Consider the following 18213-nt stretch of genomic DNA (forward strand, 5'->3'; position numbering starts at 1 on the left):
ATCCATTAAAGTGACCGTAATTTTGGAGGGATCAGGTGTCAACGAAACCAAGGATACTTGTCACCAGCGCGGCCGGAAAAACCGGGATGCCCGTGACGCTGCAATTGCTGGAAAAGGGATTTCCCGTGCGGGCCTTTGTGCGCAGCGACGACGTGCGGGCGCGCACCCTTGCCGCCGCGGGCGCCGAGATTTTCGTGGGCAATCAATACGCGATCAGCGACATGCGCCGCGCGATGACGGATATGCGGCGCGCCTATCAATGTGCGCCCACCGCGCCCAACGGGCTGCAATTCAACGCGATCTTCACCGCTGCCGCGCATGAGGCGAAACTGGAACACGTGGTCAACCTTGGCCAATGGCTGTCCTCCAGCGATCACCCCTCGCCGTTCACGCGCGATGTCTATGTCAGCGACCTGCTGGCCCGGATCAGCCCGACCACCACCGTCACCTCCGTCGATCCCGGCTGGTTTGCCGACAACTACCTGATGGTCATCGACATGGCCGCACATCTTGGGCTGTTCCCGATGCCCCTGGGCGACGGGACGGTGAAAAAGAACGCCCCTCCATCGAACGAAGACATCGCGAGCGTTGTCGTTGCCGCCCTGACCAATCCGCAAATGCATGCCGGGAAAACCTACCGCCCCACGGGCCCCGCATTGATGTCGCCCAATGACATTGCCGCCGCCATGGGGCGGGGGCTTGGGCGCAAGGTGGTCTATTCGGACATTTCCGAAAAGATGATGGTCAAGGCGCTGCGGGCCAACCCGCCATCCAACTTCAACTTTGCCATGGTCTCGCAACTGGCGATCTATGCGGATGAATACAGGCGCGGTGCCTTCGCGGTGAACGCCCCGACTGACCATGTCGAGACGGTCGGCGAACGCGCGCCCGAAACCTTTGACAGCATCGTCACACGCACGGTCGCCGCGCGGCCCGATCTGGGGCGCAGCACGGGCAGATGGATCGGCGCGATGGCCGGCTTTGCCAAGATACTGCTGACCCCGTCACTCGACCTCAGGCAGGTGCAGCAAGACCGCGATTACGTGCTGCTGAACGCTCCGGCCTTCAGCCAGGACAATGGCACATGGCGCGACACGCATAAACCGGGCGCCCTGCTCGGTCTCTCCTGAAACCAGCCACCACTCACAGGACAACAACGACATGACACATATGGACACCCTTCTGGCCCGCAATGCCACCTTTGCCGCCGCGTTTGCGCAAGGCGATCTGCCGATCCTGCCCAAAATGCGCACCGTGATCCTCACATGCGCCGATGCGCGGGTCGATCCGTGCCACATCTTTGGCCTCGATTTGGGCGAGGTGGTGGTGATGCGCAATGCCGGGGGCCGCGTCACCGACGACGCCCTTGACGAGATCGCGACACTGGCCTTCATGGCGGCGATGATCGACGGCGACACCCCCGGCCCCTTCAACCTGATCGTCATGCAGCACACCCAATGCGGGGCGGAACGCTTCGCCGATCCCGGATTTCAGGCGATGATCAAACAGCGGCTCGACATAGATGTCGCACACAGCGCCATCACCGATCACGATCAAGACCTGACGGATGACATCGCGCGGCTCAAAGCATCGGACAAGATACCGGCGCATGTCGTGGCAACCGGCGTGCTCTACGATATCAAAACCGGGCAGGTGACAGAGGTCGTGGCACCCACCCCCATGAGCTAGCCGGTACTCAGTCCACCAGCACCGGCTGCAAACTCGGAATGGGCGCGCAGATGGGCGCGAATTGCACAAGGCCCGCGCCATAGGTCTCGTCAACGCCCGCCTCTCCCAGATCCACAGCTGTGTTGCGCAGGAACGCCTTGACCTCTCCAATGCGGATACCGGGCTGCGCAGACATCAGAACCGCCGCCGCCGCCGTAGCGAACGGCGTGGCAAATGAGGTGCCCGTCTTGGTCCGGATGCCCCGGACAGAGGCGGCGGTCCATACCTCGACCCCCGGGGCCGCCAGATCGACATGCGCGCCTCGGCTGGCCCGCCGATAGACGCGGTCGTTCACATCGACCGCCGTCACCGTCATCACCGGATCATACCCCCCGGGATACACGCGCGGGCCGCGTGAGCCGCCATTGCCCGCCGCCGATACGATCAGGGTCTGATCCTCGCTCAGCCGCGTCACCATGTTTTCCAGCAGGGCATTGTGGGGGCCTGCAAGGCTCATGTTCATCACGCGCACGCCTCGGATCGCCAGTTGGTCCATCGCCGAGACAAGGTTGAACACATCACTGCGCTCGTCCCGGCCCGCCCTGTAGAACGCGTTGACGGCCACAAGGTCCGCATCCGGCAACAGGCCCTGCGCCCGCCCCGACCGCGCCCCGATCAGTAGGGCCGCCACCGCCGTACCATGCTGGTTGCCCGAGCTACGGTCGGCGCCCGTGTCAAAATCCAGCACATCCAGCTGACTGCCCAGAAACGCCTCGTGATCGGGGTTGATGCCTGTGTCGATCAAACCGATGCGCACCGTACTGTGCCCACATTGCGCCGTTTCGGACGCGGGCGGCGTCCAACGGACCTGGTTGAAGGATGTACAGTGCAAACCCTCGCAAGGCACCTCGGGCGCTTCGTTGGTGCGGTAGAAATGGTTGAAATCCGACGCCTGCCCCGATTGCAAGGCGCGCACCTCGTCCAGCGCCGCCGTCAGCCCAAGACCGTCGGGCACGCGCAGCCGCTGCATCGTGCTGTTGGTCGTCGCGATTTCGACCGTGCGGATAACGTCATAGCCGCGCGCCAAAAGCGTGCCGAGGTCGGCCTCGGACAGATCCAGAACCACGATTTCATCATCCGCTCGCTCGGGCAGGGGAATGGGTGCTGGTGCCGGGCTGGGCGCACGCGCTGGCGGGGGTGGTGGGGCCTGACGCCCAAACAGCAAATCGCGCAGAAGACCGGGGCGCATGTTGGCCCCGGGCTGGCGACCCGAACTGCCGGATCGCGTGCCATTCTGACCGCCGCTGCTGCGGCTGTCATAGCCGTCATCGTCGTCATCATCATCGTCCCCGTAGTCACCGTTATCGCCGTTGTCGCTGTCGCCATCATCCCCATCGTCGTCATCATCGGCCCACGCCGCACCGTGCATCGGGGTTGTCGGATCAAGGGCCGGCATCACCCAAAGGGCGGCAACAAGGGCAATCAGGTGGCATAAACGCTGTGTCATCTTCACTCTCTGCATAAGCTGCAATTTGCAAATTCAGGCAACCGGATGCGCCGGATCGTTGCACCGGTCTTGGCAGTTGCCCTAAAGACAACGGGACAGGGCGGAAAATATTCCGCCTCGACCGGCAACAAAAAAGAGCAGCAATGTCCGACCAGTTTGCAGATGACATTATCGCGTTTCTGCCAAACCTGCGACGATTTGCGGTTTCGCTGTGCCGCTCGCAAGATACCGCCGATGACCTTGTGCAAATCACGGTCGAGCGGGCCTTTGCCGCACGCGATCAGTACCAGACCGGCACGCGGCTGGACGCATGGCTGTTCCGGATCCTGCGCAACGCATGGATCGACATGACCCGGCGCGCCAAGTCGCGCGGCACCGAGATCGACATTGACGACGCGCCCGAGGCGCGCACCGTCGATGGCACCCAGACCGTGGAAACCGCATTGATGCTGACCTCGGCCCGCGACACGATCGCGGCCCTGCCAGAAAACCAGAGGGATGTTATCCTGCTGATCTGTGTCGAAGAGTTGAGCTACAAGGAAGCGTCACAGGTTCTGGACACACCCGTCGGCACCGTGATGAGCCGCCTGGCCCGCGCGCGACGGGCGATTGCAGAAAAAATGGGAATAAACCGCGATGCCGGGCGTTCTTCGGACAGGCAAGGAGACAGCTGAGATGCAAATGTCCGAGTTCACAGACGAAGAATTGATGGCCTATGCCGATGGCGAACTGGCCGAAGACCGCGCGTCCGAGCTGGACCTGGCCCTTGTCGAGGACACGGACCTGTCGGACCGTCTGGCCATGTTCGTCGAGACACGCAGCCTGTCAAAGGCCGCCCTTGACGAGGCGTTGAACGCACCCGTGCCAGAGCACCTTGTGCAATTTGTCAGGGATCAGGCCGAGGCAGACCGTCAGAAAACGGCTGAGACCGTCATCCCCTTCCCAACGACCCAAAGGTCGCGCGGCCCCGCCTGGGCCTTGCCCCTGGCCGCCAGCCTCGCCCTTGCAATTGGTCTGGGGGCGGGCCTCTCACTGTCACCGGGTGGCAATAGCGATCTGGGCAGCATCGAGATCGCGACCGTGCAGAACCCGCAGATCACCGCCGCGCTGAATACGCTGCCGTCCGGCGCGGACAACACTCTGGACAACGGCGCACGCATCGCGCTGATCGCCACATTCTATGACGGCGCGGACACCCTGTGCCGCGAATTCGAATATGACCGGACTGACAACATGACCATCGTCTCGGTCGCCTGTCAGGCCGACGGGCAATGGGATGTGCAGATGGCGGTCGCAGCGGCAGCAGCCACCGACACAGGCTACGCGCCTGCATCATCGCTGGACACATTGGACGCATACCTCGCCGCAACGCAGGCCGGGCCGCCCCTGGAACCCGACGCCGAAGCCGCCGCCCTCGCGACATTGCGCTAGCCTGGGTTTCCCGCATCTCGCACAGACCCACCCCGCCCCTAACAGGCGGGGTATTACCTATTTAAAACAATGGTTTGCACGTTCATTTTCCATTCATCTCATTTTACAAATCCATTCACTCCACCAACAGGATACTGACAGATCAGGTGCCTAAATTTATCCTCAGACACACCAGAAAAGAGGAATTCTGCCATGACCGTTCACACCCTGGACTTTGACGTTGCCCTGCTGCACCTCAGCGCGAAGTGGGCCTTTACCACACGCCGCGTGAACCACGACGATGTGGCGGGCCTCGACCCTGCCGTGGCGCTTGGCGTCGCAGGCGATCTGATCCTGTGCGAAATCTCCGAGATCAACCAGCACCAGAAAATCCAGCTGGCCAACGGGCGCGCCTCGACAAGCTATCTGGGCGACAAGGTGGTGCTGTGTATCGGTGACCGCTATGCCCCGGACCAGTTCGAGGGGCTGCGCGCGTCACACCCGAAACGGCCGATTTGCTGGCCGGGGGCGGCATCGCGGGCACGATGGAGCACGCACATGCCCGTATGGCACCGCCAACGAAACTGCGCCCGATCGGGTTGCTGACGGACCGCAGCGGCGAAGTGATCAATATCGCGCGCTACGCCCTGCCAGCGGCGACCATTCCCGATCATGTCACCGTCATCGGCGTCTTCGGCGCCTCCATGAATGCAGGCAAGACCACCGCCGCCGTCAGCCTCGCCCACGGCCTGTCGCGGGCCGGTTTCAGCGTGGCGGGCGTAAAGGCAACCGGCACAGGGGCCTTCAGCGACTTCAACGCGTTCGAAGATGCAGGCGTCTGCGCCATGGACTTTACGGATGCGGGCATGCCCACCACCTACCGGATGCCCATGGACCGGGTCGAACACGGCTTTGAAACGCTGGTCGGCACAGCGGCCGCCAACGGTGCGGATGTCGTGGTGGTGGAAATCGCCGACGGGGTCTTTCAGCAGGAAACCCTCGAGATCCTCGAAGGATCGTCGATCCGCGACCGCTTTGACGGGATCCTGTTTGCGACACCCGACGCGCTCGGGGCCGTGGGCGGCAGCCGGGTTCTGGCGGATCACGGGCTCACACCATTCGCCATGTCGGGCAAGCTGACGCTGTCCCCCCTCGCCATGGCCGAAGCCTGCAAAGCCACGGGCATCCCCCAGCTTACGCGCGAGGATTTGTGCACACCCTCTGCCGTCATGGCCCTGGCCCATAGGGTCATGCGCACACCCAAGGCAGGCCCGAAACAAGGGCCTGCAAGGATCACGGAAATGAATGCCGCGTGACACCACTCTCACGGAACTGTCGGGGGCTGCATCCATGATGTGGCCCCCGACGACTCTCAGGGCGGCGAAAGCCGGCCACAGCCCGTTTGCGCCCGTGATAGAGATCGGGCAAGCCCCTATACTGCACCCAAACCCATGCGCGACCACACCGCAGGAGGACGCCCCGTGACCATCGCCAATTTGCTGCGCGGACTGGCCGCCATCATGTTGATTGTTGCACTCAGCGGCACGGCCCTCGCCTATCGCACGGCCCAACGTGCGGCGTTTTTCAACGAACGGCTCAACCTCGCCCATGAATCCTACGAGGTGCATCTGCAACTCAGCAGCAACACCTATCAGCTGTTCAAGCAATATGGCGATGCGATGCTGATCGGCGACCGCGACAAGGGCACGGGCGAGGCGGAACTGATCGGCTTTATCCGCGACAACATCAAAACCATCCGCACCCTGATCGGGCGCGAGATCGAGATGGTCGGGGACGAGGAAATCGAAGAGCTTGAACTGCTCGCGCAGATCGAACGCAAGATCGAAGACCTGATCGCGCGCTTCGAAGTGGTGCGCAAGGACACCGCCGTCGAACAGTTCGGGCGCAACTGGACGGGTCTGTCGGTCATGCTGGATGACGAGATCGACCGCGACTTTCGCTCGATGATCCGCGCCGCGTTGGAAGAAGAGCTGGAAGAGGTCCAGGAGACCCGAGCCGATTCTGCGCGCTATCTCAAACGGGCCAACCAGGTTGCGCTGTTCCTCGTCATGCTGGCGCTTGGTGCGGCCGCAGGGGCGATGTGGGTCTATGCGCGCGTCATCATGCAACCGATGCGCCGCCTGATGACGGGTGTCAACGCATTGGCCGCGGGCCACTTCAATCAGCGTATGAAGTTGCGCGGCAGCAGCGAGATCACCGAAATCGGGGCGGTCATGGACACCATGGCCGAAATGGTCGAGGCGCGGACACAGGCGCTTACCCATCAGAACACCGAACTGGAACGGGCGGTCAAAACCCGCACCGCCGAGTTGGAGAACCTGTTGGAAAAGTCGCGTGTTGCCGAGGCCGGGCGACGCCAGATGCTCGCTGATGTCAGTCACGAATTGCGCACGCCCCTGACCATCATCCAGGGCGAAAGCGACGTGGCCCTGCGCGGCGCGGACAAAAGCGTCGAGGAATACCGCGAGGCGCTACGGCGCACCCGCGAAACGGCGCGCCACACCAACCTGCTGGTCAATGACCTGCTGTTCATCTCGCGCGAGGAAGCGGGCCAATCCCGGCTCAAGCTCGAGCGCGTCGACCTCAAGCAGTTTCTGCAAGAGGCGATTGCCGTGTTCGACCCGGAAATCCCGGTTATCAGCACGTTGGACAGCGCTGAAACATCCGTGGACACGGCCCGCATACGCCAGTGTATTGCCGCCATGCTTCAGAATGCCCACCGCTATGGCGGGCCAGAGATTTCCGTCAGGCTTTTGCGCACGCCCACCACGTTCCGCATCTGTGTCGATGACAACGGCCCGGGCCTGCCCGATGACGAAAAGGAAAAGGCGTTCGAACGCTTCTTTCGCGGCTCGAACGCGGCCAACCGGTACGAGGATGGGGCCGGTTTGGGCCTGCCCGTCGTGCGTTCCATCGCGCGGGCGCATGGCGGAAACGCGCTGTTGCAGGATCGCGAGGGCGGCGGTCTTTCGAGTATCATGGAACTGCCCGTCACCCCGCCCTTGCGCGTTGTCGGCACGGCCTGACATGGTTTCGGGCAAGACTTCGACGCCAGGACATTTTTGGGAATAAACCCCGCGCCGATCCGTTTGTCATTGAGAAGGGTGTCGAAGTTGCACCCGGCAGACAACGAAAAGGCCCGAGGATAATGAATGTACTTTTGATCGAAGACGAAATGCGCGTGGCAGATTTCATACGGCGCGGTTTGAAAGCCGAAGGGTGGATTGTCGAACATGCAAGCGACGGCGAAACCGGGCTCGAGATCATGCAGGACCGCAGCTTTGACGTGCTCATTCTCGACCTGATGCTGCCGGGCGTCTCTGGCCAGCAAGTCTGCCAAAAGATGCGCGCCCGCTCGAATATGACGCCCGTGCTGATGCTGACCGCGCTGGACAGCACCGATGAACGCGTTGCGGGCCTGCGCCTGGGGGCCGATGACTACCTGGCCAAGCCTTTCGACTTTGACGAATTGATTGCGCGGGTCCACGCCCTGCATCGGCGCAACACCGGATATGCCAGCGACGAAGACGTGGGAAAGCTGCAGCATGAGGGCCTGATCTATGACAGCACCGCCATGGTGCTGACCGTCGATGGCGAGATCATCGATCTTTCGGCCAAGGAACGCGACCTGATCGCGATCCTGATGGCCAGCAAGAACAAGGCGCTCAGCCGCGAACGTATCCTGAACTCCGTCTGGGGCACGCACGAGGATCCGATGACGAATGTCGTCGATGTCTATATCGGGCGGCTGCGCAAGAAACTCGGGCCCTATGGCCACCTGATCACGACGGTGCGGGGCGCAGGCTACCGGTTTGGCTAGCCCCGTGACCCGCCCGCCGGTGTACACCATGCGGGCAGGTCCATTCCGTCACCGCCCCGCCCGAACATCCGCCAGCACGACATCGGGCGTTCCGGTCTGCACCACACGCCCGTTATCCACCACCCACAGCTCATCCATGGCCATGGCGATCTGCATGTTATGCGTGATCAGCAGGGTCGTTGCATCGCATTGATGCACCAGCGCACGGACAAGGGCCGGGCCCTCGCTGTCCAGCGCATCGTCAGGCTCATCCAGCAGCAACAGGCGCGGTTTGGACAGGGCGGCACGCGTCAGCAGCACGCGCCTGATCTCGCCCGCCGACAGGTTGCGCCCCGCCTCGGCCACCTGGCCGTCCAACCCGCCCAGCCGGTCGATGACCCGCCCCAGACCAAACTCTTCGGCCTGCGCAATGATGCTATCGTCGTCAGGGCGGGGCTGCGCGCCCATGATCAGCGCGCGGCGCAGCGACCCTTTCAAAATGGGCGACCGCGACCCGACCCAGGCCACCAATTGCCGCCGTTCGCGGGTGGTCAGACCGGTCGGGGGCACATCGCCCAGCAACACCTGACCGGAATGTGGATGCTCCAACCCCGCCGCAAGGCTCAGCAACGTCGACTTGCCAGCGCCATTGGCCCCGATGATCCCGATCTTCTGACCGGGCCGGGCGCGCACGGTGACGTCGCACAGCGCGCCGGATGATGCGTCAGTGAACTGAAGGGCGGGCGGGGCATCCGGCACATCCGCCTCGATCGAGCGATCATTCTCCAGCTTGGGCATGTCCAGCAGGTTCTCGCATTTTTGGCGGGCATTGCGCCACGCGCGGTGGCGATCCCAGACACCGGCCAGGTCGCGCATCGGCTGGATCATCAGGCCCACAGCGGCCAAGGCGCCCGCCGCCTGCGCCGCAGGCAACCCACGGGTCAGCGCGACCCAGAACACACAGGCCCCCGCCAGCCCGGACACTGCATCGGGGATGGCGCGCAACAGGGCGGCCCCCTTTGCGCGCTCAAGGGCGGCGTCGATCAGCGCGTCGGTCTTGGACCTGAGCCTTTGCGTCTCGATCTGGACACGGCCCAACAGGCGCAACTCGGGCGCATGGGGGATCCGCTCGCTCATATCGGCGGCCAAACGGGCGCGGCGCGCGCGCAGGCGCTTGTGCACAGGTCCAAGGCGCGGGCCGAGGGCTGCGGATATCAGCAGCCCAAGGCCAACGGGCACCGCGACCGCCAATCCAATCTCGACATTCATGTAAAACAGCACCGCCGTCGCCACCGGCAACACGATCAGGGCCGAGATCAGGCGCGCCAACCCCATGCTGACCCAGCCGCGCACCGCCGTGAGGTCTCCGACAAAGCGCAGGGCCAACGACCCGTTGCGCCGCGCGCCGATATCGCGCACCGACACCCGCGACATGTGTTTGAACAGGCGTATGCGCAAGGACGCGGCATAATGCTGGCCGACCTTCTCGGCCACCACACGCTCGAGAAACCGGCAGATGGCGACGGCGAAGCCCGCCGATGCCACAAGGGCCAAGGCAAGGACCGGCAATGCGGTCGACCCATCGCGAAACGCGGCAAAGACATCGCGGGTGGCAAAGGCGGCAAGGCCCGCCGCACTCGCCTGCCCCAGCGCCAACACGATCAGCACGCCGATGTTCCGGCCGCGCCCCTCGCCCATGATGTTCGGTATCTTGCTCATTGCGCCGCCTCCATCAGGTCGGGGGCAAGGCCCGGCGATGCCCCCTGGCACGCGCGCCGCTGGGCCGCCGTGCACAGCCCCTGGCAGGTGCCACCGACATGCGGTGGCCGGTGCGCGTCAATCACGATCTTGTCCATCTCGCCGCGCATCATGCAGGCCTCGAAATCGTGGCCACAGCCCGGCAGGACGTGCAGCGTGATGTCGGGTTTGACGCCCATGGCACGTGCCGCTGTGCGCACGGCCTCGGTCCAGCGTTCTGCACGCGCCATGCGGTGCAATCCCTGCTGCGCGTCGATCTCGAAACCACGGCGCGTGTTCTTGTCGGGCACGCGGTCCTTTTCACCGATACACACCCGCATGGGCAGCGCCAGAAAGCGGTCGAGGTTCGCAATCAGGCTGGGGGCCCAACTGTCCGACCGGCCCGCCCGGGGTGACAGACCATAAGGATAGGGCGCCTCGTCAAAGAATGTGTACCAGCCCGGCGACGCGATGCTCAGCGTTCCAACGGTCTGGGGATGCAGCATCGCAAAGCGATGGACAAATTGGGCACCCCCGAAAAGCCGAACAAATCCACATGTTCCGAGGTGATCACACCCCGCAGACGCAGATCGGCCAGCACATCCAGCAAGGCCAGATCGGCACGGCCCCGCAGAAACGCCTGCTGATAGCCCGCCCAGGTGTCCGTATTAAACAGCGGGGCAATCACGTGTCGCCCCATGGCAGCGGCGCGCTTGGCAAACAGGGTGGCCTGTTGCTGCGCACCGCGCCTGATGCCGTGAACGGCGACAAGAGGCGGCACGCCAGGGGCTGCATCCGGCGCCATCGCCAGCCAGTAAGGCACTGGCCGCGGACCCCGTCCGGGATGAAAGGTCACTGGCCCGACGGACCCGATTGTATCAGATGCGATGCACATGGCGTACGCCTCCTGTGTTTGGGTTAAGCGGCAGTGCCCAGCACCTCTTCGGCAAGGTGGCTGGGCAGCATGTCAAAGATCATGTGGATGCGGTCGCGGTCGCCATCATTGTTGGCTTCGTGCATCTGGTCGTTGTCGAACCACCACAGCTCGCCCTGCTGCATCCGAACCTCTTCATCGCCCGCCTTCATCCACGACCCATCGGTCGAGGTCAGGACGAAATGATAGCGGTTGCGCACCCGGTAATAGAGCCCGCGATCGATATGCGGATAGACCCGCTTGCCTGCGGGCAGGCAGACGATCTTGGCACGGCCCAGGATGCTGTCCTGCTCGTTTGCGAACTCTTCCAGAAAGACCCGCGCCAGCGGGTAGTTGGCGGAGCCGGTTGTCCAGCGGCTTTCGTGGACATCGCGGCGCGCGCGGTCCCCGATGGCGGATTTGCGCAACCCGCGCAACGGAATGGCCTTGGCCTCGCGCTGCACGGCGATCTTGTCCTGACGGCCGGTCGATACGTCCCAGGCCTTGGTGACGCTTGCGATTTCCGCGAGATAGGGCGCGGTGTCCACGTCGGATTTGAGGCGTTTGAAATACTGCATCTTTTTCTCCCTTTCGAGCATTGGCAACACTGGTCTTGCGACCACGCGCCCCCTGCCAGCAGGTGTCGACAGATTGGGGCACGGGCCTTGTCCAACTGTGCGCACCGCCCCCTTTGAGATCAACCAAAGCACTGATTTTTAACAGGAAAATAAGAATGGATTAATGGCGCGTTCATGAAATTTTCATGCAACCGACAGGACGGCAAAAACCAGCCACTCTGCACCCGACACACGCACATGAATCGCGAATTTTGTAGGGAATCAGCAGGCCCTAGGCCGCCGACCCCGCAACCGTAAGGCGCTGCGCGACCCGGTCCAGATCCGCCTGACCTGCTTGCGCAATGATGACAACGCCCGGTGTCGCACCCGCCGGGGCATCGGACACAGCCCAGCGCCCCCCGACAGTCTGGATCGCACGCAGACCCTGCGACGTTGGCACAAACCCCTTGGCACGGACCAGCCCGTTCCCGGGGTCGGCAAGCCACCGGGCAACCGCCTCGGCATCGCAATCGGTGGGAAACGCGATCACGCGGCTGGCAAAGGCCGGGGCATGGGACGGGTTTGGGTCCGCGAAGTCCGCAGGCGCGTGGTCAAAGGATTGCATGACGACACTGTTGGGCACGCGGGCATGACGGGTCGCAACGACACGGGCAGACGGCGACATCGTCGCCAGCCACTTGGTCACATCGTCCAGTTGCGCGGGCGGCACAAGGTCCGCCTTGTTCAGCAGAATGATATCCGCGTCGCGCAACTGGCGTTCTATCGTATCTCCGACATAGGTGTCCTCGGCCTGCCCCTTGATGGTCTCGGCATCAGCGACAATGACAACGCCATCGACCTGAAACCCCTCGATCAGCGACACCGACGCGGCAATCGCTGCGGGCAGGGCCACGCCACTGCACTCGATCACCAGGTGATCCGGCGCCTGATCCCATTTCGAAAGGTCCAGCAACGCCTGCACAAGGTCGTTGCCATAGCTGCAGCACACGCAGCCCCCGGCGATGGAAATCAGCGCATCGTCCTGGGCTTCGATCAGGTCTTCGTCGATGGGCAGCGCACCGAATTCATTGACCAGAACGGCGATCCTGGTGCCATTGGCCTGGCGCAACAGGTTGTTGACCAGCGTGGTCTTGCCCGCGCCCAGATAGCCCCCGATGATGCTTACCGACAGCATGTGCGTGCCCTATGCCGCAAAGACACGGCCGCCCTGCACCGTGCCCCACACGCCGATGTCCTTCAGGGATGCGGGCGTCGCCGCGGTCGGGTCATCCTCCAGCACCGCGAAATCGGCGTGTTTTCCGGCCTCGATCGACCCGATTTCGCCGTCCAGCTTCAGCGTATAGGCCGCGCCCAGCGTGATGGCGTACAAGGCATCCGCGATGGAAATGCGCTCGTGCTCTCCCAACACACGCCCCGAGGCGGTCAGCCGGTTCACCGCGCACCATGCGGTGAACAAGGGGCCAAGCGGCGTGATGGGCGCATCCGAATGGATGCCCATGGGGATGTTGTTGGCCAGCGCCGTGCGGCACGCATTCATGCGCTCGGCCCGCTCCGGCCCCACGGTCAGGGCATAGTGTTCATCGCCCCAGTAAAAGTGGTGATTGGCGAACAGATTGACACACATGCCCAGCTTGGACATCTGCCGGAACTGCGCGGCATCGGCCAGTTGGCAGTGTTGCAGGGTAAAGCGGTGGTCTTGGGTCGGGCGCTTGTCCAGCGCCTTTTCCAGCATCTCGAGGGCCAGTTGCGTCGCCTGATCCCCGTTGGTGTGCGTGTGGACAAGCAGGTCGTTCGCTAGGGCCAGATCATAGATCTCGCGCATATGTTCCGGGGTGATGTACCACAGCCCGTTGGGCGCACCATTGTAGTATCCGGGCGCGCGCATGCGGGCGGAAAAGCCCTGGATCGACCCGTCCGCGATAACCTTGATCGCCCCCAGCCGCATCCGGTCGGTCGACCGCGCCTGCAACTTGATCGCGTGGTCGATCAGCTCTTGCGCCGTCAGCCCCTGAAAGAACCGCATGGCCAGCACGCGCGCGGGAAATAGCGGCTCGCCCGTGACACGTATCATCATGTCGGCAACATCGTCCGACATGCGCGCGGCCAGATCGGTGACGGTGGTCACGCCCGCGCGGACGCACAGCTTGCCAAAATCGCGCAAGCACCGTTCGTCACAGGCCAGCATGTCGCGGTCAAAGCCGACATGCGCCCCCACCGGCGTCATGATATCCGGCCCCTTCAGCTCTCCGGTCGGCAGGCCATCTGTGCCCAATGGCACACCGGGATGGTTCACGCCGGGCTTCAGCAGCCCCGCCAGTTCCAGCGCCTTGGAATTGACGTTCATGATATGGCCCGAGGCATGCATGACACCGACGGGCCTGGTCGTGGACACCTTGTCCAGATCGGCGCGGGTCACCCGCTCGTTGTTGAAATAGATCGGGTCCAGCTGCCAGCCCGGCAGCGGCGCGTCCGGGTCGTCCAGCTGCGCTTCGGCCTCCCTCAAACGGGCGATAACCGCATCAATGTCCTTGAGGCCTTGCCAAGTCTTGCCGTTCGGATCGACCCGGTCAAAGTAGCCGCAATAGGTATGGCGCCACAGCGTGCCTTCCATCGTGTGCGCATGCCCCTCGACCAGACCCGGCATCAGGACCTTGTCGGCAAACCGGTCATCCACCTTGTGCGCGCCCCAGCCCGTCAGTTCATCCAGGTGGCCCACACCGACGATACGCCCGTCGCGCACCGCAACATGGGTGGCCTCCGGGCGTGCAGGTGCCATGGTGATGATCTTCTTGGCCTGAAAAATGGTGATCACAGAAATGTCCCCGCGCGCGGCTGTTGGCTGAAACGGTAGAAGACTTTCAATCCTCCAAAAACTAGTTTTATCTAGGCTTATTGCTCGTATTTCTTGGGGATATCCGTGCTGAATATCACGCTGAAACAGATGCAGTATGTCGAGGCTGCGGGGCGCCTTGGGTCCATCGCCAAGGCCGCCAAGGAAATCGGCATATCCGAGTCCTCGATCAGCGCGGCCATCGATTCCCTTGAACAGCAACTCGCATTCGACATGTTCGTGCGCACCCCCGCCAAGGGCATTCAGCCCACCCCGGCAGGCCTGTCCGCAATGCAGATCATCCACGACTTCATGGAACAGCAAAAACACTTTGAAACCGAACTGACCGCAATCGGGGGCAGCGAGGGGGGCAAGCTGCGCATCGCCTGTTTCGTGACCGCGGCGGGGTCTTTCGTCGCCCCCATTCTCAGCGAGTTCAAGGCGCTGCACCCCAATGTGCAGATCGAGTTTCTCGAAGGGAATATGGAAGAAGTCGTCGTGCTTCTGGAAGAAGGAAAGGCAGATGTCGCCTTTACCTATTCCGATGTCGTGGGGCCGGGCCACATCTTTGAACCGCTGGTCGCGACGCCCCCCTTTGCGCTAGTTGCCGAAAACAGCGCGCTCTCGCGCCAGGACGATGTCAGCCTTGCCGAACTGTCCCGGTTGCCCATGGTGATCTTGGACTTGCCGCTGACCAAAGGGTACTATTCCCGCCTCGTCACCAATGCCGGGTACGACGTCACGGTGTCCCATCGCACTGAATCCGTCGAGATGGTGCGCACCCTCGTGGCCAACGGGTTCGGCTTTTCGATTCTCAACGCAAAACCCTCGGAATACATCGAAGGGCACTCTCAATACCGCCCCGTCCCGATCCGCGACCCCCTGCCCGTCAGGCAATTCGGCATTCTATGCCAGTCCGGCATCCGCCACCCAAGGATTGTGCGCCGGTTCGTTGAAATATGCGGAGAGCTCAAGACCAAAGGCGCTTTTGAGCGCATGGTTGTGCAAAAAGCGGGCTGATTGATTCCTCGGGAAAGCTGGGGAATATCGGTCAATAAAACTATTATCTGAAGTTTCGACCCTGTTTTAGAGTTTTGAAAACAAAACCACAGGGGAATTATCAACGTGCGAAGACTGATCAAGACTTTGGCGGTATCTGCGGCGGCGGCAGCACTGGTGGCCACGTCGTCCGTGGCGCAAGAACCCAAACGCGGCGGCACGCTGACCATGGCGTTGCAGCAAACGCCCCGCCACCTGAACCCCGCCGTGCAATCCGGCACCGCGACCGGACAGCCCGGCACGCAGCTTTTTGCGTCCCTGCTGCGCTACGACGAGGGCTGGGAACCGCAGCCCTATCTGGCCGAAAGCTGGGAAGTGTCCGAGGACGGCCTGTCCGTCACCGTGAACCTGGTCGAGGGCGCGACATTCCACGACGGCGCGCCGATCACATCCGAGGACGTCGCCTTTTCCATCGACACGGTCAAGGCCAACCACCCCTTCAAATCCATGTTCGCTCCGGTGACCGAGGTCGAGACACCGGACGCGACCACCGCAATCATCAAACTGTCCAAACCCCACCCTGCGCTGCTGCTCGCGATGTCGTCGCAACTGCTGTCGATCATCCCCAAACACGTCTACGGCGACGGTCAGGACTCCAAGGCGCATCCGGCAAACTCGGAAAACGTCGTGGGCTCGGGCCCGTTCAAGCTGGTGGAATTCAAGCGCGGCGAACACGTGATCCTCGAACGGAACGAAGACTACTTTATCGACGGTCTGCCCTATCTGGACCGCATCGTGATGCGCATCCTGCCCGACGAAAGCACCCGCGCCATCGCGCTTGAAAGTGGCGAGTTGCAGATGTCCGGATTCGAGTCGAACCCGCGCAACATCGTGCGCCTGAAAAAGAATGACGCGCTGACGGTCAATGCCGATGGCTACGCCGCGATTGGCCCGGTGAACTGGCTGGCCTTCAACACCAAGGGGGAAAAGACGGCGAACCCCGCCGTGCGTCAGGCCATCGCCTATGCGGTGGATCGGGAATTCATCAACAAGGCGCTGAACCTCGGCACCGCGCCCACGGCCCTGACGGGTATCCACCCCGGCAGCCCGTTCTATGATGCCAGCGTCGAGGCCTATGACCTTGATCTCGACAAGGCCAACGCGCTGCTGGACGAGGCCGGGTTTGCCGCCGGTGCCGATGGCACCCGCTTCAGCCTGACGGTCGACTATGGCTGGCCCGCGATGAAGCCCTATGCGGAATACCTCAAACCGCAGCTCAAGAAGATCGGCATCGACGTTTCTGTCCGCTCCTCCGCCGATTTCCCCACATGGGCCAAACGGATCTCCACATGGGATTTCGACATGACAATGGACAACGTCTTCAACTGGGGCGACCCGGTGATCGGCGTCCACCGGACCTACAGCTCGGACAACATCAAGGAAGGGGTGATCTGGTCCAACACGCAGCAATATTCGAACGCGCGCGTGGATGAGCTGATGGAAATGGCAGGCTCCACCAACGATCCGGCCAAGCGCAAAGAGCTTTATGCAGAGTTCCAGCAGATCATCGCCAATGAACTGCCGCTTTACCCGCTCTGGGCCTCGCCTTACCACACGGTGTCATCCAACGATGTGGGCAATGCGCCCGTCAGCGTTTGGGGCACGTCCAGCCCGCTGGATCGCGTCTATCTGAAGTAATCCTGCGACACGCGCCCGGGCGACAGCGATGGCCCGGGCGTTCTGGCTTTTTGCGAACACACGGGAACAACTGATGGGCCTTGGGCAAATCCTGGCAAAACGTGTGGGCTACGGCCTCGTTTTGCTTGTCGCCGTTGTCGTGCTGAACTTTACCCTGATCACCATCGCCCCGGGCGATGTGGCGGATTCCATTGCCGGTGACATGGGCGGGGCGGATGCGACCGTGCTGGCGGAAATCCGGGCGCGCTACGGGCTGGATCAGCCGTTTTTCGTACAGCTTTGGCGATACCTGTCTTCGGTTGCCGTGCTCGACCTCGGCTATTCCTACTTCTACAACGCGCCCGTGACCGAGCTGATCTTGCAGCGGCTGCCCGCAACCCTGCTGCTGGTGTTTTCCTCGCAAATCCTCGCCATCGCGCTGGGGCTGATCATGGGCGTGATGGCGGCGCGCAAGCCCAACAGTTTCGTCAATCTCTGCGTGACGTTCCTGTCGCTGTTCGGCTTTGCCGCACCGGTGTTCTGGACGGGCATTCTGCTGATCATCCTCTTTGTGTCGATCTTCCCGGTCTTCCCGGTCGGCGGGATGATGAGTGCCTCGCTGATCGACGCGGACTTTTTCGCGCAGGCGGTCAACATCGCCTACCATCTGGTGCTGCCGATGGTCACGCTCGCCTCCATATACCTCGCGCTCTACTCCCGGCTCACCCGCGCCTCGATGCAAGAGGTGCTGGGCAGCGACTATGTGCGCACCGCCCGCGCCAAGGGCCTTGCCGAAACCAAGGTGTTTTACAAACACGCCCTCAAGAACTCGCTCGGTCCGCTCGTCACCGTCGCAGGCCTGCAGTTTTCGGCCGTCATTTCCGGTGCCGTAGTGGTCGAGGCGGTGTTCAGCTGGCCGGGGCTGGGCACGCTGGCGCTGCAATCCATCCTGGCCCGCGACACGCCCACGATCATGGGCATCCTGTTCTTCTCATCGCTCGTGGTGATCGTGGTCAACATCCTCACGGATCTTGTCCTGCGCGCGATCGACCCGCGCATTCGCGCCGAATAGGG

The 18213-nt window shown here is 62.7% G+C and carries 18 protein-coding genes; 11 read left to right on the forward strand and 7 right to left on the reverse strand.

The annotated features are described in order from the left end of the window. Window positions 1-35: 35 nt before the first annotated feature. Together ACMHLQ_RS10965 and ACMHLQ_RS10970 are read left to right on the forward strand one after the other, a co-directional pair. The gene (locus ACMHLQ_RS10965; RefSeq protein ID WP_415404822.1) at window positions 36-1130 is read left to right on the forward strand and encodes an NmrA family NAD(P)-binding protein; all 1095 of its coding nucleotides are present in this window, start codon (window positions 36-38) and stop codon (window positions 1128-1130) included. 31 nt (window positions 1131-1161) lie between these two features. Further along, window positions 1162-1689, forward strand: a complete 528-nt coding sequence (locus ACMHLQ_RS10970; RefSeq protein WP_415404823.1) for a carbonic anhydrase — start codon at window positions 1162-1164, stop codon at window positions 1687-1689. A 7-nt stretch (window positions 1690-1696) separates the two neighbouring features. Here ACMHLQ_RS10970 and ACMHLQ_RS10975 read toward each other — a convergent pair whose 3' ends face one another. Next, complete coding sequence (locus ACMHLQ_RS10975; RefSeq protein WP_415404825.1) at window positions 1697-3175, reverse strand: S8 family serine peptidase; 1479 nt, start codon at window positions 3173-3175, stop codon at window positions 1697-1699. A gap of 143 nt (window positions 3176-3318) precedes the next feature. On the opposite strand from ACMHLQ_RS10975, the gene ACMHLQ_RS10980 reads away from it, so the two are divergent. The 6 genes from ACMHLQ_RS10980 to ACMHLQ_RS11005 all read left to right on the forward strand — a co-directional run bounded on the left by ACMHLQ_RS10980 (window position 3319) and on the right by ACMHLQ_RS11005 (window position 8426). Continuing rightward, complete coding sequence (locus tag ACMHLQ_RS10980) at window positions 3319-3849, forward strand: RNA polymerase sigma factor (RefSeq protein ID WP_415404826.1); 531 nt, start codon at window positions 3319-3321, stop codon at window positions 3847-3849. 7 nt (window positions 3850-3856) lie between these two features. After that, the gene (locus ACMHLQ_RS10985) at window positions 3857-4606 is read left to right on the forward strand and encodes an anti-sigma factor family protein (RefSeq protein WP_415404827.1); all 750 of its coding nucleotides are present in this window, start codon (window positions 3857-3859) and stop codon (window positions 4604-4606) included. A 192-nt stretch (window positions 4607-4798) separates the two neighbouring features. Continuing rightward, window positions 4799-5191 carry a hypothetical protein gene (locus ACMHLQ_RS10990; RefSeq protein WP_415404829.1) on the forward strand — a complete coding sequence of 131 codons (393 nt, stop codon included), beginning with the start codon at window positions 4799-4801 and terminating at the stop codon, window positions 5189-5191. Then, window positions 5152-5901 carry a hypothetical protein gene (locus ACMHLQ_RS10995; protein ID WP_415404830.1) on the forward strand — a complete coding sequence of 250 codons (750 nt, stop codon included), beginning with the start codon at window positions 5152-5154 and terminating at the stop codon, window positions 5899-5901. The genes ACMHLQ_RS10990 and ACMHLQ_RS10995 overlap by 40 nt, the downstream gene beginning before the upstream one ends. Window positions 5902-6036: 135 nt before the next feature. Further along, window positions 6037-7632 carry an ATP-binding protein gene (locus ACMHLQ_RS11000; protein ID WP_415404832.1) on the forward strand — a complete coding sequence of 532 codons (1596 nt, stop codon included), beginning with the start codon at window positions 6037-6039 and terminating at the stop codon, window positions 7630-7632. A 122-nt stretch (window positions 7633-7754) separates the two neighbouring features. Next, a complete protein-coding gene (locus ACMHLQ_RS11005; RefSeq protein ID WP_415404833.1) occupies window positions 7755-8426 on the forward strand; it encodes a response regulator transcription factor in 672 nt (223 codons plus the stop codon). A 48-nt stretch (window positions 8427-8474) separates the two neighbouring features. On the opposite strand, the gene ACMHLQ_RS11010 is transcribed toward ACMHLQ_RS11005, so the two are convergent. The 6 genes from ACMHLQ_RS11010 to ACMHLQ_RS11035 all read right to left on the reverse strand — a co-directional run bounded on the left by ACMHLQ_RS11010 (window position 8475) and on the right by ACMHLQ_RS11035 (window position 14445). Next, complete coding sequence (locus ACMHLQ_RS11010) at window positions 8475-10124, reverse strand: ATP-binding cassette domain-containing protein (RefSeq protein WP_415404834.1); 1650 nt, start codon at window positions 10122-10124, stop codon at window positions 8475-8477. Continuing rightward, on the reverse strand, window positions 10121-10648 hold the full coding sequence (locus tag ACMHLQ_RS11015) for a hypothetical protein (protein WP_415404835.1): 528 nt from the start codon (window positions 10646-10648) through the stop codon (window positions 10121-10123). The genes ACMHLQ_RS11010 and ACMHLQ_RS11015 overlap by 4 nt, the downstream gene beginning before the upstream one ends. Then, window positions 10618-11037 carry a hypothetical protein gene (locus ACMHLQ_RS11020; protein WP_415404836.1) on the reverse strand — a complete coding sequence of 140 codons (420 nt, stop codon included), beginning with the start codon at window positions 11035-11037 and terminating at the stop codon, window positions 10618-10620. Before ACMHLQ_RS11020 ends, ACMHLQ_RS11015 begins: the two co-directional genes overlap by 31 nt. Before the next feature lie 23 nt (window positions 11038-11060). Beyond that, complete coding sequence (locus ACMHLQ_RS11025; RefSeq protein ID WP_415404837.1) at window positions 11061-11633, reverse strand: aspartyl/asparaginyl beta-hydroxylase domain-containing protein; 573 nt, start codon at window positions 11631-11633, stop codon at window positions 11061-11063. A gap of 271 nt (window positions 11634-11904) precedes the next feature. Further along, window positions 11905-12807: a CobW family GTP-binding protein gene (locus ACMHLQ_RS11030; RefSeq protein ID WP_415404838.1), complete on the reverse strand. Its 903-nt coding sequence runs from the start codon at window positions 12805-12807 to the stop codon at window positions 11905-11907. 9 nt (window positions 12808-12816) lie between these two features. After that, a complete protein-coding gene (locus tag ACMHLQ_RS11035; RefSeq protein WP_415404839.1) occupies window positions 12817-14445 on the reverse strand; it encodes an amidohydrolase in 1629 nt (542 codons plus the stop codon). Between the two features lie 105 nt (window positions 14446-14550). Between ACMHLQ_RS11035 and ACMHLQ_RS11040 the strand changes: the two genes are divergently transcribed. The 3 genes from ACMHLQ_RS11040 (at window position 14551) to ACMHLQ_RS11050 (ending at window position 18211) form a co-directional block, all read left to right on the forward strand. Continuing rightward, window positions 14551-15483: a LysR family transcriptional regulator gene (locus tag ACMHLQ_RS11040; protein WP_415404841.1), complete on the forward strand. Its 933-nt coding sequence runs from the start codon at window positions 14551-14553 to the stop codon at window positions 15481-15483. Between the two features lie 105 nt (window positions 15484-15588). Further along, complete coding sequence (locus tag ACMHLQ_RS11045; protein WP_415404842.1) at window positions 15589-17160, forward strand: ABC transporter substrate-binding protein; 1572 nt, start codon at window positions 15589-15591, stop codon at window positions 17158-17160. Between the two features lie 73 nt (window positions 17161-17233). Next, window positions 17234-18211 (forward strand): ABC transporter permease, encoded by a 978-nt coding sequence (locus tag ACMHLQ_RS11050; RefSeq protein ID WP_415404843.1) that lies wholly within the window; start codon window positions 17234-17236, stop codon window positions 18209-18211. Window positions 18212-18213: the final 2 nt, after the last annotated feature.

It is taken from the genome of Tateyamaria algicola (genome assembly GCF_047715485.1).
In the GTDB taxonomy this organism is placed as follows: domain Bacteria; phylum Pseudomonadota; class Alphaproteobacteria; order Rhodobacterales; family Rhodobacteraceae; genus Tateyamaria.

Bases quoted from the DNA above. Each gene is read 5' to 3' on its own strand.
- ACMHLQ_RS10995 (WP_415404830.1), top strand. From the start codon at position 5,152: ATGGCACCGCCAACGAAACTGCGCCCGATCGGGTTGCTGACGGACCGC.
- ACMHLQ_RS10975 (WP_415404825.1), bottom strand. From the start codon at position 3,175: ATGACACAGCGTTTATGCCACCTGATTGCCCTTGTTGCCGCCCTTTGG.
- ACMHLQ_RS11000 (WP_415404832.1), top strand. From the start codon at position 6,037: ATGCGCGACCACACCGCAGGAGGACGCCCCGTGACCATCGCCAATTTG.
- ACMHLQ_RS10970 (WP_415404823.1), top strand. From the start codon at position 1,162: ATGACACATATGGACACCCTTCTGGCCCGCAATGCCACCTTTGCCGCC.
- ACMHLQ_RS10990 (WP_415404829.1), top strand. From the start codon at position 4,799: ATGACCGTTCACACCCTGGACTTTGACGTTGCCCTGCTGCACCTCAGC.
- ACMHLQ_RS11010 (WP_415404834.1), bottom strand. From the start codon at position 10,124: ATGAGCAAGATACCGAACATCATGGGCGAGGGGCGCGGCCGGAACATC.
- ACMHLQ_RS11015 (WP_415404835.1), bottom strand. From the start codon at position 10,648: ATGCTGCATCCCCAGACCGTTGGAACGCTGAGCATCGCGTCGCCGGGC.
- ACMHLQ_RS11030 (WP_415404838.1), bottom strand. From the start codon at position 12,807: ATGCTGTCGGTAAGCATCATCGGGGGCTATCTGGGCGCGGGCAAGACC.
- ACMHLQ_RS10985 (WP_415404827.1), top strand. From the start codon at position 3,857: ATGTCCGAGTTCACAGACGAAGAATTGATGGCCTATGCCGATGGCGAA.
- ACMHLQ_RS11025 (WP_415404837.1), bottom strand. From the start codon at position 11,633: ATGCAGTATTTCAAACGCCTCAAATCCGACGTGGACACCGCGCCCTAT.
- ACMHLQ_RS10980 (WP_415404826.1), top strand. From the start codon at position 3,319: ATGTCCGACCAGTTTGCAGATGACATTATCGCGTTTCTGCCAAACCTG.
- ACMHLQ_RS11020 (WP_415404836.1), bottom strand. From the start codon at position 11,037: ATGTGCATCGCATCTGATACAATCGGGTCCGTCGGGCCAGTGACCTTT.
- ACMHLQ_RS11050 (WP_415404843.1), top strand. From the start codon at position 17,234: ATGGGCCTTGGGCAAATCCTGGCAAAACGTGTGGGCTACGGCCTCGTT.
- ACMHLQ_RS11005 (WP_415404833.1), top strand. From the start codon at position 7,755: ATGAATGTACTTTTGATCGAAGACGAAATGCGCGTGGCAGATTTCATA.